Raw genomic sequence first — 13,192 nt, forward strand, 5'->3', positions numbered from 1 at the left:
TCATGCCTCCTCCTCTTCACCGGCGTGGCCGGCGGGAATCACCGGTTTGCCACGTTCCAGCCATTTGAAGAACAGGGGCACGAACAAGGTGGCGACGAAGGTGGCCAGCAGCATGCCGCCGACCACCCCGGTGCCCATCGAGCGCCGCGCCGCGGCGCCGGCGCCGCTGGACACGGCCAGCGGCAGCACGCCGAGGATGAAGGCCAGGGAAGTCATCACGATCGGACGGAAGCGCAGCCGGGCCGCTTCCACCGCCGCTTCCGCGATGTCCATGCCTTCGGCGTGTTTCTGCGCGGCGAACTCGACGATCAGGATCGCGTTCTTGGCCGCCAGGCCGATCAGCACCACCAGACCGATCTGGAAATAGATGTCGTTGGACAGGCCGCGCAGCAGGATGGCCAGCAGCGCGCCGGCCAGGGCGAAAGGCACGGCCATGATCACCGCCAGGGGCAGGGACCATTTTTCGTACTGGGCCGCGAGGATCAGGAACACCATGACGATGGCGAAAACGAAGGCCAGCAGGGAGGAGGAGCCAGCCTGCTTTTCCTGGAAGGCCTGGCCGGTCCAGGCCAGGGTATAGCCCTCGGGCAACGTCTCCCGCGCCACGTCCTCGACGATCTGGATCACCTTGCCCGAACTGACGCCGGGTGCGCTGTTGCCCATCATCCTGGCGGCGAGGAAGCCGTTGTAGCGATCCAACTGCTCGGGACCGACGATGGTGCGGACCCGGATCACCGCGCCCAGGGGAATCATCGCATTGGTGGTCGCGCTGCGCACATAGACCTTGGTCAGATCCTCGGGGCGGCTGCGGTAGCGGCCCTCGGCCTGCAACTGCACCTTGTAGACCTTGCCGGCGCGGTTGAAGTCGTTCACATACAGCTCGCCCATGGTGCTTTGCAGGGTGTCGTAGATGCTGGGCACGGGGATGCCCAGGGCCAGCGCCTTGGCCTCGTCCACGTCCACGTGCAGTTGGGGTACGTTGGCGCGGAAGAAGGTATGGATCTGGGCCAGTTCCGGCCGGGTCTGCAGCGCCTGGACGAACTGCTCCAGCACCTCGGCCAGCTTGGTCGGGTCGGCGTCGGTGCGGTTCTGCAGGTAGGCCTCGAAACCGCCGGCGCTGCCCAGACCCATGATGGGGGGCGGGTTGAAGGTGAGGGCGATGCCGTCCGGCATCATCATGCCATAGCCCATGAACAGCTTGGCCAGTTCCTCGGCGCTCTGGCTGCGCTCGGACCAGGGCTTGAGTTCGATGATCATCGTGCCGCCGTTGGACTGGTTGCTGCCGCTGATCAGGTCGATGCCGCGGATCACGCCGGAGTATTCGACCGCCGGATTGGCGGCCACCATCTGCCGCAGGCGCTCGCCGGCCTCGGCGGTGCGCTGCAGGGAGGCGCCGTCGGGCAGCTTGATGGAGGTGAACAGACGCCCCATGTCCTCCGACGGCACGAAACTGTCGGGAATGACCTTCAGCAGCACCAGCACCAGGCCCACCACGCCGACGAACAGCACCAGCGCGATGCGGCCATGATTCAGGATGCGGCCGACGGTGGCGGTATAGAAGCCGGTGAAGCGGGTGAACGCGCGGTTGAAGGGGCGGAACAACGGGGCCTCCGTGTGCGTGGGCTTCAGCAGCAGTGCGCACAGCGCCGGCGTCAGGGTCAGCGCGACGATACCCGAGATCACCACGGAGACCGCGACGGTGACGGCGAACTGCTGGTAGAGCTTGCCGGTGATGCCGCCCAGGAAGGCCACCGGGATGAACACCGCGCACAGCACCAGGACGATGGCCACCACCGCCGCCGCCACCTCGCGCATGGACTCCACCGCCGCGGCGAAGGGGGAGAGCTTCTGCTCCGACATCAGGCGCTCGACGTTTTCCAGCACCACGATGGCGTCATCCACCACGATGCCGATTGCCAGCACCATCGCGAACAGGGTCAGCGTGTTGATCGAGAAGCCGAACAGCCAGAGGCCGGCGAAGGTACCGATCAGCGACACCGGCACCGCCACCATCGGAATCAGCGTGGCGCGCCAGTTCTGCAGGAACAGGAAGACCACCGCCACCACCAGCAGCGTCGCCTCGATCAGCGTCAGCACCACTTCCTGGATCGACTCGCTGATGAACAGGGTGGAGTCCGAGGGAATCTCGTAACCCATTTTTTCGGGAAACTGCCGCGACAGCTCGCGCAGCTTGCTGCGCACGTTTTTCACGACTTCCAGCGCATTGGCGCCGGACTGCAGATAGATGGCCAGACCGATCACCGGCTTGCCGTGAAAGGCGACGCTGTAGGCATAGCTGGCGGACCCCAGTTCCACCCGCGCCACGTCGCGCAGGCGCAGCATGCCGCCGGGGCCGTCGGCCCGGATCACGATGTCGCCGAATTCCTCGGGCGACGACAGCCGGCCGCGCGCGGTCACCGTGTAGACCAGCATCTGGTCGCTGGCGATGGGCTCCTGGCCGATCTTGCCGGCGGCGTTCTGGGCGTTCTGAGCACGGATCGCCGCCGCGATGTCGCTGGTGGTGAGCCCCAGCTGGGCCATGCGGTCGGGACGCAGCCAGATCCGCATCGAGTAGTCCTTGGCGCCGAGAATGGCGGCGTCGCCGACGCCATGGATGCGCTTGATGTCCTCCAGCACGTTCATCGCCACGTAGTTGGAGAGGAACAGCGAATCGTACTTGTTGTCCTCGGCGAAGAAGGTGGTGATCATCAGGATGTCGGTCGAGCGTTTCTGCACCACCACCCCGTTGCGTCGCACTTCCTCGGGCAGATGCGGCTCCGCGATCTTGACCCGGTTGTTGACGTTGACCGCGGCGATTTCCGCGTCGGTGCCGACCTCGAAGGTGGCGGTGATGTTGAGGCTGCCGCTGGAGGCCGAGGATGAGCTGTAGTAGAGCAGGCCCGGAATGCCGTTCAACTGCTCCTCGATCGGCGCGGCCACGGTCTTGGCCAGCGTGTCGGCGGAGGCGCCGGGATAACTGGCGCTGATGAAAACCGTGGGCGGCGCGATCTCCGGATATTGGGCGATGGGCAGGCCCCGCGCCGCCATCAGGCCGGCGATGACGATGATGATGGAAATGACCGCCGAGAAGATCGGGCGCCGGATGAAGAATCTGGACATGGCGGGCTTCTTACTTCTTCTGCGCGGCGGCCGGCGTGGCCGGGTTGGGAGAGGCGCCGGGAGCGGATTGTGGCTGCGGCGGGTGGGGTTGCACCGCAGCGCCGGGGCGCAGCTTGATCAGGTTGTCCACGATCACCTTGTCGCCGGCCTTGAGGCCGCCCAGGATCACCCAGTCGCGGCCCAGCCACTCCCCGGCCTGGACCGGACGCGGCTCCACCTTGTTGTCGGCATTCGCCACCATCACCTGCGCTCCCTGCGGCGCCTGCACCACCGCGGCCTGGGGCACCAGGAAGATGCCGTCGCGGGTACCGGTGTTCAGGCGCACGCGCAGGAACTGTCCGGGCAGCAGCGCGCCGTCGGGATTGGCGAATTCGGCCCTCATCTGGCGGGTGCCCAGCACCGTGTCCAGGTTGGCGGCGAGAAAATTGATCCTGCCCTTCTGCGGATGCACGCTGCCGTCGGGCAGCACCAGTTCGACGCTGCTTACGGACCTGGCGTCGAGCCGGCCGCCGGGAATGCGGGCGAGATCGCTTTCCGCCAGGCCGAAACGCACCCAGAGGGGATTGGCCTGGTGGATGACCGTCAGCAGGCCGTCGGCGCCGGCGGCGATCAGGTTGCCCTCGGACTTCACCGCCCGTTCGGCGACGCCGGCTTCCGGCGCGGTGACCGTGGTGTAGGACAGGTTCAGTTCGGCCTGGTTCAGGGCGGCCTGGGCCACGGCCTGGTTGGAGACCGCGTCGTCGTATTCCTTGCGGCTGACGGCCTGCTGCTCGATCAGGCCCTTCAGGCGGTTCGCCTCGCGCGTCGCCTGCTCGGCCTTGGCCTTGGCGTCGGCGAGGGCGATCTCATAAGGCGTCCGGTCGATCTGGAACAGGGGCTGGCCGGCCTTGACCGGCGTACCTTCCTGGTACAGTCGCCGCAGCAGGATGCCGCCGACCCGGGCGCGCACCTCCACCTCACGGGAACCTTCGGCCTGTGCCGTCACTTCCACGGTGATGGGGGCTCGGGTGGGATGCATTTCCAGCACCGTCACCGGCAACGGAGGCGGTGCGGCCGGCGTGGGAGGCGTGGAGCGGGAGCAGGCGGTGCCGAGCAGCGCGGCACCGAGCAGCAGGGCGGGCAGGAACAGGCCGGGCATGGCGCCGGAACGTCTCGTGGGGATGGACATGGCGGATTTTTCCGATCGATTTTGGCGCATTATATACATCCTAGTTTGTATGTAAAATGTAAACAAAAACTGACCGGCACACGCGGTGCGATTGGCAAGAGGAGGCGGTTGATGGCGCGCAAAACCAAGGAAGAGGCGGAGCACACCCGTTACCGGATCATCGACGCCGCTCAACAGGTCTTTCATGAGCGGGGCGTGAGCCGCACCACCCTGGAGAAGGTGGCCCAGGTGGCGGGGGTGACGCGGGGCGCGGTGTACTGGCATTTCGCCAACAAGACGGAATTGTTCTTCGCCATGCGCGAGCGCATGTCCCTCGACCTGTTCGAACGCACCGATCGCCTGCTGCTGTCGGAAACCGTGGACGATCCCCTGGACGCCATCGAGGCGGCGATGAAGGAGTTCTTCCTGATCCTGGAGCAGCGCCAGGACATGCGCCTGGTGTTCGAAATCATTTTCCTGCGCTGCGAATACGTCGATGAATTCGCCCGTGTGCAGGAGGAATTGAAAAAGCCGGCCTACGATTTCCTCGACAAGGTGAGCACGGTCTATCGCCGCGCCGCCGCCCGGGGCACGCTGCGCTCCGATCTGACGCCGGATGCGGCGGCGCGCGATACCTGGGTCTTCATGGGCGGCTTGATCCACCAGATCGTCGGCAGCCCCCCCTGCACCGAATGGCGTGAGTGCACCGACGACATCATCGCCAGCCACATCGCCCTGCGGCGCCGGACTACCCGGGTCGCGGCACCGACACCCTGACGCGGCCTTCCGGAAAAGGGAGTTGACCACGGCGACACGGCGGGCACGGCGAAAACCCCCGGTTTCCGGATTTTTATCACTTCACTCATTGGGCGAGATAGAAGCCTTCGAGGTCTCGCCGTGTCGCTGCGGTTCGAACCGCAGCTTCAAGGTTTATTCCGCGTTTCTCTAAACGCCCCAGACCACGGGCTTGCCTTTTTTCTCCGCCCATTCCAGCAGCTCCAGCAGCGGCGCGGCGCGTTGCGCGATGCTGACGAAGGCGCGGTGGCCGCCGCCGGGCGCGGTTTCCTCATGCGGCCGCTCCTCTTCCGTCACGCCTTGCCAGCGGGCCTTGTCCGCCGCGATGGCGGCCCGCAGGCCGGCGATGGCGTCCGGCAGCTGCGCCACGGTGACGATGCCCTGGCTGCCGGGTTCCTTGCCCATGGCCGCCATCATCCGTTCGGCGACGTCGCCGAACATGATCACGTCGCCGGCCGCGGCGGATTTGAAGGTGATGATCATTCGGTGAGCTCCTCGATCCAGTCCAGCAGGCGGTCCGCGGCACGGCGCCAGTCCCGTTCCAACATCACGCCATGGCCGATGCCAGGCAGTATCTCGGCCGTCACGCCATAGCTGCGGGCGGTCATCCGGGCCGTCGTCGGCGGCATCAGGTGGTCGAATTCCGCGCCCAGCACTAGCAACCGGGGACGTCCGTGCGAATCGCGCGGCAGATGCTGCAGCACCCGACCGACGCGCGGCAGGTCGAACAGGCTCATATCCCAGATGGCGCGCTGCGACTCGCTCTGGCACAGCCGATAGAAACGCTGCAATTGGCCGACCTCGATCGGCTGCGCGAACAGCGCCTCCTGCAGGGTCTGCAGCGAGGTTCCGCCGCCGCTCATCAGGCGGTTGAGTTCCAGCAGCAGGGTGGGCCGCGAGAACAGCATGCCGAGCGTGGCCGACATCAACCCCTGCGGCGGGACGCTGCAAAGCAGCGCCGCGCCCGGCGCGGTGTGCGCCTCCAGGTATTTCTGCACCACGTAGCCGCCCATCGAATGGCCGATCAGGAGCGGCGGCGCGGGAAGTTGCCGCACCACTTCGTGCAGGTCCCGCACATAGTCGGCGATGGCGAGATGGTCGAGCCGATCGCGGCCGCGGCTGAGGCCATGGCCGGAAAGGGAGACGGCGTGGGCGGCGTGGCCGGCCTGGGCGAAGTAGGGCAGGAAATGCTCATCCCAGCACCAGGCCCCGGCAAAAGCGCCATGGACGAACAGCAGCGGGGTGGAGGAGACGGCCGTTTCCGGCAATCGGCTCAGGACTTCGAGTTCGGAGAGTGAGGCGGTCAAGATGGTCGGGGTGGGCGCACGGGAGATCGGGGAATTCTAAACTGCGCGCCCACCTGGCGTAAAAATGGAGCTTTTCCGCCGGGCCGTCCCAAGGAAAAGCGGCATGCGGCGCCAGCCGCAACCTATCGGTGTCACTACGAAGTTCCCCCAAACGCCCGAGCGCAGCGAGCCGACTTGAACCCCCCGGCGGGGGGCGAAGGGGGGAGAGCCAGTCAAACCACGTATTGATCCACCGACTTGCGCATCCGTTCCACGACCTGGTCGAGATACTGGACCAGCGCCTCGGTCTGCACCACCACCGCGACGTTCTGCTGCGTCATGCCGGCGACCTGCTCCACGTTCTGGGCCAGCAGCGTCATTGCCTGGTTCTGCTCGGCCGAGGCATGGCTGATTTCGCTCACCATCTGCGCGGTGCGCCCCATCTCCGTGTTGATGTCGCTGAGCGTGGTTTCCGCTTCCTGCACCAGCCGCACGCCGTTTTCGACCTGTACCGCGCCGGAGCGCATGCTGTCGACGGCGCACTGCGTGTCGTGCTGAATCGCGACGATCATGCTGTTGATTTCCTCGGTCGCCTGGCCGGTGCGCTCCGCCAGCTTGCGCACCTCGTCGGCGACCACGGCGAAGCCGCGGCCCTGCTCGCCGGCCCGGGCGGCCTCGATGGCGGCGTTCAGCGCCAGCAGATTGGTCTGGTCGGCGATCTCGCGGATCACGCCGGCGATCCGACTGATTTCCGCCGACCGCTCACCCAGGGTTTCCACCTGACCGGCCGAGTTCTTGACCGTTTCCGCCAGCGTGAGGATGGTCGCGGTGGCCTGCTGGGACAGTTCGACACCCTTGCCCGAGGCCTGACCGGCCTGTTCGGCCACGGTCTGGGTGGACTGGGCGTTGCTGGCGACTTCGCCGATCGACACCGACATTTGCTCCACCGCGGCGGCGGCGGAGGTGGTGGCCTCGCTCTGGCGGGCCGCGGAATGACTGACGTTGTCCACCCCTTGGCCGACCTCGCGGCTGGCGCGTCCCACCTGCCCCGCCGTGTCGGCCATGCCCTGGACCGTGGCCTGCACCGAGGAAACGAATTTGTCGGCGCGGCGGGCGATGCTGCCGATGAGGTCGTTGCGCGACAGGGTGAAGCGCTGCTTGAGATTGCCGGTGGTCAGTACCCGCTCCAGATTGTCGGCGACGGTTTTCAGGTCGCGCAGGGTGGCCGGGACGAACCATAGGATGAAATACAGCGCGTACAGAACGGTAAAGGCCGCCAGTACTTGGGCGAACGGTGCCAGCACCGGCATTCCCGCCAGGCTCGCGAGCCCGAGTGCTGCCGGTGACAGCACACTCAAGACACCCATGATCATGCACTGCGCCTGGAAGGAAGTCAGCCGCTCCAGCCAGGCGGGCCGGTTCTTGACCACGCGGCCATGTTTGATGCGCAAACTGTGGTCGCCGGCGCGGATGCGCTTGTAGGCGGCCTCCGCCGCAGCGATCTCGTCCCGCGACGGCCTCGAGCGCACCGACTGGTAGCCGACGACCCGCCCATGTTCGCGGACCGGCGAGGCATTCGCCACCACCCAGTAGAAACCGCCGTCATTGCGCCGGTTCTTGATCAGGCCCCGCCAGGGCCGGCCGGCCTTCAGGTCGGCCCAGAGATCGGCGAACGCTTCCCGGGGCATGTCCGGGTGGCGCACCATGTTGTGCGGCTGTCCGAGCATTTCCTCGCGACTGTAGTTGCTGATGGCGGCAAAGGCCTCGTTGGCCTCGACGATGACGCCTTTCAGGTCGGTCCGGGAATAGATGAATTCGCCGTCCGGCAGGATGGTCTCGATATTGGTTACCGGTTGGTTGTCTCTCATGCGGGATCCTTTCCGGCATGGTGGCCGGTGCAATGGGATTCAGTGCGTCATTATGCGTGTGAATGCTATTACTTTGGTGATATTTTTGTGCGGTGCAGCGAAATTTGGTCGCTGCGGACAAGCTGTCGTACCGTCGCGACCCGAGCCTCATTGATGCGTTGCGGAATCCGCGCTGGCTCGGCACAGGCGCGGGCCAGCGCGCCGGCATCCACGGCGCGCACCGCCGCGAGCGCCTGCCGCCAGCATCGGGCCGGGAGGTAGGGGCGTTCGGCGAAACCCTGGCGGCCCCGGTAATCGGCCTCGCAGGCGAGCAGCAGTTGCTCGAAGCGCTCCGGGCGGCGCAGGGCGTCGCAGCGTTCCAGGATGCGCACCACGGTGCTGGCGCGCAGTTCCTCGCAACGGTGGATCTCGCCGTGATGGCGCGCCACCAGCAGCGCCAGGTCGCGGCATTCCGCCGGCACCCGCAGGCGTTGGCACAGCGGCCCCAGCAGCGCCACGCTGCGCGCCTCGTGGCCGCTGTGGCGGGGCAGCGTCGCGGCCGGGGTGCCGCCCTTGCCCAGATCGTGGCCGAGGGCGGCGAAGCGCGCCGCCAATGGCGCCTCGATCCGGGCGGCCATGTCGACCACCAGCATCATGTGCACGCCGGTATCGACTTCGGGATGGAAGTCCGGACGCTGGGGCACGCCCCACAAGGCGTCCAGTTCCGGAAGAATCCTGGCCAGCGCGCCGCAGGCCCGCAGCACCTCGAACATGCGCGAGGGGCGGGCTTCCATCAATCCCCGCGCCAGTTCCTGCCAGACCCGTTCCGGCACCAGCGCGTCGACTTCGTCGGCCGCCACCATGGCGCTCATCAGGGCCAGGGTTTCGGGCGCCACGCTGAAATCGGCGAAGCGGGCGGCGAAGCGGGCCACGCGCAGAATGCGCACCGGGTCCTCGGCGAAGGCGGCGGAAACGTGGCGCAGCACCCGCGCCTCCAGGTCGGCGCGGCCGTGGTGCGGATCGACGATCGTGCCGTCCTCGCCGCGGGCGATCGCGTTGATGGTCAGATCGCGCCGGACCAGGTCCTCCTCCAGGGTCACGTCGGGGGCGGCATGGAAGACGAAACCCTTGTAGCCCGGCGCGGTCTTGCGTTCGGTGCGCGCCAGGGCGTATTCCTCCTGGGTCTCGGGGTGGAGGAACACCGGGAAGTCCTTGCCCACCGGGCGGAAACCCTGGGCCAGCAGGTCTTCCGGGCGGGCGCCCACCACCACCCAGTCGCGGTCCCGCACCGGCAGCCCCAGCAATTGATCCCGCACCGCGCCGCCGACGATATAGGCCTTCATGAATGCAGCGGTCCTCTTGCGCGCGCGGCTTCCTTGCTGCCCAGATACAGCGGGGCGACGGCTTCCAGCGGCGTCTGCCGAAGGCCGAAGGGCAGACCGCAGTCGGCCTCGCAGACGCTGGGAATCTGCATCGAGCGGATGTTGTCGAGCCGGATCGGCGCGCCGGGAACGAAGTCCATCACGCGGCCCTGCAGGCGGGCGATGAAATCGGGCAGGCCCAGGATCGGCCGCGGATGGCCGCTGAGTCGTCCGGCGTAGGCGACCAGTTGGCGCAGGGTGTAGACGCGGGGTCCGCACAGTTCATAGGTTTGTCCGTGGCTTTCGGCGCGTTCCAGGCTGGTGGCCATCACCTCCGCCACATCGCCGGCCCAGACGGGCTGGAAACGGGCCTCGGGGCAGGCCAGCGGCAGCAGCGGCAACAGGCCCTGCAAGGCGGCGAACAGGTTCAGGAAGGAATCCCCGGCGCCGAACACCACCGACGGGCGGAACAGGGTGGTGGCGAGCGGCGCCTGGCGCAGCAGGGCTTCCGCGGCGGCCTTGCTGCGCAGGTAGCCGGACGGCGCGTCGACCGCCGCCTTCAGCGCCGAGATGTGGAGCAGGCGCCCAACGCCGGCCTGGCCGGCGGCGGCGACGATTTTCCGTGGCAGTTCCACGTGGGCGCGGGCGAAGCCGCGCCCGTAGGGTGTGCCGTTGCCGCCGTGGAGGATGCCCACCAGATTGACCACCGCGTCCTGGCCGTCCATCAGCCGGACCAGTTGGTCAGGATCATGGACGTTCGCCTGGATGATTTCGAGGGTCGGGAACACCAGCAGGTGGCGCGCCCGTTCCCGGTTGCGGGTTGGTACCCGCAGGTTGTAGCCGCGCTGGGTCAGGCGTTCGATCAGATAGCCGCCGATGAAGCCGGAACCGCCGATGATCAGGATGTTTTTCATGGCCGTCTCCTGAATGCGGCGTCAGGGCAGATCGTCGCCCCCGGCGCCGTTGCGGGGCAGGACGGTTCCCAGGCGCTGCTTGAGGGACTGGGGCTTGTCCTGGAACAGGGCGGAGTAATAGACCGAATTGCTCATCACCTTCTTGACGTAGTCCCGGGTTTCGCTGAAGGGGATGGTCTCGGCGTAGATCGCCCCTTCCAGGGGCGCCTCGCCGCGCCAGCGCTGAGCCCGTCCGGGCCCGGCGTTGTAGGCGGCGCATGCCAGCACGGGCTGGTTGTCGAGACGGTCGAGGACCATCTTCAGGTAGCTGGTGCCCAGTTTGACGTTGGTCTCGGTTTCCTCCACCTTGCTCGGATGGTAGTCGCTCAGGCCGATTTTGCGCGCCACCCATTTGGCCGTGGCCGGCATCAGCTGCATCAGACCCTTGGCGCCGACGCCCGACCTGGCGCTGGTGATGAAGCGGCTTTCCTGGCGCATCAGGCCATACACCCAGCCGTCGTCGAGCGCCAGCAGGCGCGCCTGAGGCGAGACCTGCTCGCGGAACGGCGCCAGGTAGCGCAGTTCGAAGTCGTGCTGGCTGCGGGTGCGCTCGGCGGCGTAGATGGCCCGGTCGTAGACGTTGTTGCGGCGCGCCAGCTCGGCCGCCGCCAGCAGTTGTCGATCGTCCATGTCGCGCAGGCTCCAGTTCCATTCCCGCACGCCTTCGACGCGCAGGTCGAGCCGCAGCAGGGCGAGCGCCCGGCGCAACCCCGGCAGGGCGGCGACGCGCGCCAGTTCCTCGCCGCTGGCGGGGGCCGCGCGCGGCGGCACGATGATGGTCTGGCCCAGTTCCTCGGCGGCGAGATTGCCGTAGAAATTGGCCAGGCCGGCGATCTTCTGGTACAGCAGCCGGGCCGCGTCGCTCCTGCCCTGGGCGGCCAGCGCCCGGCCCTGCCAATAGATCCAGTCCGGCTGCGCCGCCAGCGCCGGCGGCATGCGCTCGATCGCCTGGCGCACCGCGTCCCAGTTCTGCACCCGCAACGCGGCCCGCACCCACCAGGTCTGCTGCTCGTCGGAGAGCGCGGCGCCGCGGGCGAGCTGATACCAGTCCAGGGCCTCGGCCTGGTGGCGGCGCGCGGCCTGAAGCGCGAGCTGGCCCCAGGCGTAGGAACGTTCGGCGTCGGCAAGCCGGCTTTCGATGCGGCGCAATTGCTCGGCCGCCTCCCGCGGCTCCTGGCGCCCCAGCGCGGTGACCGCGTACAGGGCCAGTTCGCGGCCCAGGCGGGTCTGCTCGAAGGTGGCGGGCAGCGTCTTCAGGCTGCGCGCCGGATTCTTGGCGATCGATTCCAGCGCCTTGGCGCCCGGCGCCTGCCCGGCGGGCAGATAGCGCGCTGCCGCCAGGGCCGCCCTGGGCCGGTTGGCTTCCAGTTGGCGCCGGATGCGCAGCCAGACGTCGTCGATCGACAGGCGCTGGTTTTGCGCCAACTGATCCATCAGCGGCACGCAGGCGGCGGCCAGTTCGCCGCTGCCGAACCAGAGCGCGCGGGCTTCGTCCAGGGCGGTGGTGTCGCGTGCGTTTTCCAGCCGGGCCTGCCAGGCGTAGCACTGCACCTCCTGGTCGGCCTGGAGCAGGAGGGGGAAGACCTGTTCGAAACGATCCCAGCGCCGCTTCTTGCCCAACTGCTTGAGCCAGTCGCCGCGCAGGCGCTCGGCCAAGTAGGTGCCGGCCTGCTGCTGCAGGAAATCGGCGACGGCGCCGTCATCGTTGCCGTCGCTGTCGTTATCGAGCCGCAGCTTGAGGCGCCAGTATTCGGCCCAGGGCGCCAGCTCCTGGCCTTGCAGGGCGTCGGCGGCGCGTTCCAGATGGGCCAGGTCGCCGACGCGGAACGCTTCCCGGGCCGCCAGAAAGCGCTCGTCGCTTTCGTGGGCCGCGGCGGCGAGGGGAAGCAGGAACAGGGGCAGCAACAGCAGGCGCGCCAAGCGTATCGGGTGCATCGGGCGCCAGGTTCGCGGCAACGTATAGTGTCGAGTCATGGACGAAATCTAGCATACGGACCCATGGTCATCCGCTCTGAAAATTCATCGCAAAACGTCTCATTTCGGGCTCGTCTGCGCCGGGAGCGCATCGCCTCGCGGGACGGCATGGCGGCGGAGGCGCGGGCGCGGGCCGATGCCGCGATCGAGTCCCGCCTGTTCGAGTTGCTCGGCGCGCGCGCGCCGGGCTTGATCGCGTTCTGCTGGCCGGTGCGTTCCGAGTTCGATGCCCGGCCGCTGATGGCGCGTCTGCTGGCGCAAGGCTGGCGCGCCTGCCTGCCGGTGGTGGAGCAGTCCGCGTCGCCGATGGTGTTCCGCGCCTGGGTTCCGGGCGCGGCGATGGGCACGGATCGGCATGGCATTCCGATTCCCGCCGACGGCGAGCCGTGCCGGCCGGACGTGATCCTGCTGCCCCTGGTGGCCTTCGATCGCCAGGGTTATCGCCTGGGCTACGGCGGCGGCTATTTCGACCGCACCCTGGCGGCGCTGCGGCCGCGACCCTGGACCATCGGCGTCGGCTACGAATTGGGGCGGGTGGACAGCATCCGGCCGGAGCCGCACGACGTACCGCTCGATCTATGCGTTACCGAAGCGGGCATCGGCGGCCCTGGTCTGAACAGGCTTGAACCTTGAAACCCTGGTTGGCCACAGAGGGCACAGAGGCCACAGAGTTGGAGCGGATGTGCCGTGAATTGCCACACCGCCTTGC

General features: G+C 67.6%; 10 protein-coding genes. 2 read left to right on the forward strand and 8 right to left on the reverse strand.

The annotated features are described in order from the left end of the window. The gene (locus tag B9N43_RS13555; RefSeq protein WP_145842717.1) at positions 1 to 3,120 is read right to left on the reverse strand and encodes an efflux RND transporter permease subunit; all 3,120 of its coding nucleotides are present in this window, start codon (positions 3,118 to 3,120) and stop codon (positions 1 to 3) included. A 10-nt stretch (positions 3,121 to 3,130) separates the two neighbouring features. Next, positions 3,131 to 4,288 (reverse strand): efflux RND transporter periplasmic adaptor subunit, encoded by a 1,158-nt coding sequence (locus B9N43_RS13560; protein WP_145842718.1) that lies wholly within the window; start codon positions 4,286 to 4,288, stop codon positions 3,131 to 3,133. Positions 4,289 to 4,399: 111 nt separating this feature from the next. Here B9N43_RS13560 and B9N43_RS13565 point away from each other — a divergent pair, with 111 nt between their 5' ends. Continuing rightward, the gene (locus B9N43_RS13565; protein ID WP_145842719.1) at positions 4,400 to 5,044 is read left to right on the forward strand and encodes a TetR family transcriptional regulator; all 645 of its coding nucleotides are present in this window, start codon (positions 4,400 to 4,402) and stop codon (positions 5,042 to 5,044) included. A gap of 168 nt (positions 5,045 to 5,212) precedes the next feature. Here the strand turns inward: B9N43_RS13565 and B9N43_RS13570 are convergent, their stop codons facing one another. From B9N43_RS13570 to B9N43_RS13595, 6 genes are all read right to left on the reverse strand, one after another. Next, on the reverse strand, positions 5,213 to 5,545 hold the full coding sequence (locus tag B9N43_RS13570; protein WP_145842720.1) for a DUF1840 domain-containing protein: 333 nt from the start codon (positions 5,543 to 5,545) through the stop codon (positions 5,213 to 5,215). Next, positions 5,542 to 6,369, reverse strand: a complete 828-nt coding sequence (locus tag B9N43_RS13575; RefSeq protein ID WP_222428739.1) for an alpha/beta hydrolase — start codon at positions 6,367 to 6,369, stop codon at positions 5,542 to 5,544. Before B9N43_RS13575 ends, B9N43_RS13570 begins: the two co-directional genes overlap by 4 nt. A 212-nt stretch (positions 6,370 to 6,581) precedes the next feature. Next, positions 6,582 to 8,216: a methyl-accepting chemotaxis protein gene (locus tag B9N43_RS13580; RefSeq protein WP_145842723.1), complete on the reverse strand. Its 1,635-nt coding sequence runs from the start codon at positions 8,214 to 8,216 to the stop codon at positions 6,582 to 6,584. A gap of 68 nt (positions 8,217 to 8,284) precedes the next feature. Next, on the reverse strand, positions 8,285 to 9,538 hold the full coding sequence (locus B9N43_RS13585; protein WP_145842724.1) for a multifunctional CCA addition/repair protein: 1,254 nt from the start codon (positions 9,536 to 9,538) through the stop codon (positions 8,285 to 8,287). After that, entirely contained in the window at positions 9,535 to 10,470 is a 936-nt protein-coding gene (locus tag B9N43_RS13590; RefSeq protein ID WP_145842725.1) for a complex I NDUFA9 subunit family protein, read from the reverse strand. Before B9N43_RS13590 ends, B9N43_RS13585 begins: the two co-directional genes overlap by 4 nt. Positions 10,471 to 10,491: 21 nt before the next feature. Continuing rightward, entirely contained in the window at positions 10,492 to 12,483 is a 1,992-nt protein-coding gene (locus B9N43_RS13595) for a lytic transglycosylase domain-containing protein (RefSeq protein ID WP_145842726.1), read from the reverse strand. 24 nt (positions 12,484 to 12,507) lie between these two features. Between B9N43_RS13595 and B9N43_RS13600 the strand changes: the two genes are divergently transcribed. Further along, the gene (locus tag B9N43_RS13600) at positions 12,508 to 13,116 is read left to right on the forward strand and encodes a 5-formyltetrahydrofolate cyclo-ligase (RefSeq protein WP_145842727.1); all 609 of its coding nucleotides are present in this window, start codon (positions 12,508 to 12,510) and stop codon (positions 13,114 to 13,116) included. The last annotated feature ends 76 nt before the right edge of the window (positions 13,117 to 13,192 follow it).

The organism is Denitratisoma sp. DHT3 (assembly GCF_007833355.1).
In the GTDB taxonomy this organism is placed as follows: domain Bacteria; phylum Pseudomonadota; class Gammaproteobacteria; order Burkholderiales; family Rhodocyclaceae; genus Denitratisoma.

Bases quoted from the DNA above. Each gene is read 5' to 3' on its own strand.
- B9N43_RS13595 (WP_145842726.1), bottom strand. From the start codon at position 12,483: ATGACTCGACACTATACGTTGCCGCGAACCTGGCGCCCGATGCACCCG.
- B9N43_RS13600 (WP_145842727.1), top strand. From the start codon at position 12,508: ATGGTCATCCGCTCTGAAAATTCATCGCAAAACGTCTCATTTCGGGCT.
- B9N43_RS13585 (WP_145842724.1), bottom strand. From the start codon at position 9,538: ATGAAGGCCTATATCGTCGGCGGCGCGGTGCGGGATCAATTGCTGGGG.
- B9N43_RS13570 (WP_145842720.1), bottom strand. From the start codon at position 5,545: ATGATCATCACCTTCAAATCCGCCGCGGCCGGCGACGTGATCATGTTC.
- B9N43_RS13565 (WP_145842719.1), top strand. From the start codon at position 4,400: ATGGCGCGCAAAACCAAGGAAGAGGCGGAGCACACCCGTTACCGGATC.
- B9N43_RS13560 (WP_145842718.1), bottom strand. From the start codon at position 4,288: ATGTCCATCCCCACGAGACGTTCCGGCGCCATGCCCGGCCTGTTCCTG.
- B9N43_RS13590 (WP_145842725.1), bottom strand. From the start codon at position 10,470: ATGAAAAACATCCTGATCATCGGCGGTTCCGGCTTCATCGGCGGCTAT.
- B9N43_RS13580 (WP_145842723.1), bottom strand. From the start codon at position 8,216: ATGAGAGACAACCAACCGGTAACCAATATCGAGACCATCCTGCCGGAC.
- B9N43_RS13555 (WP_145842717.1), bottom strand. From the start codon at position 3,120: ATGTCCAGATTCTTCATCCGGCGCCCGATCTTCTCGGCGGTCATTTCC.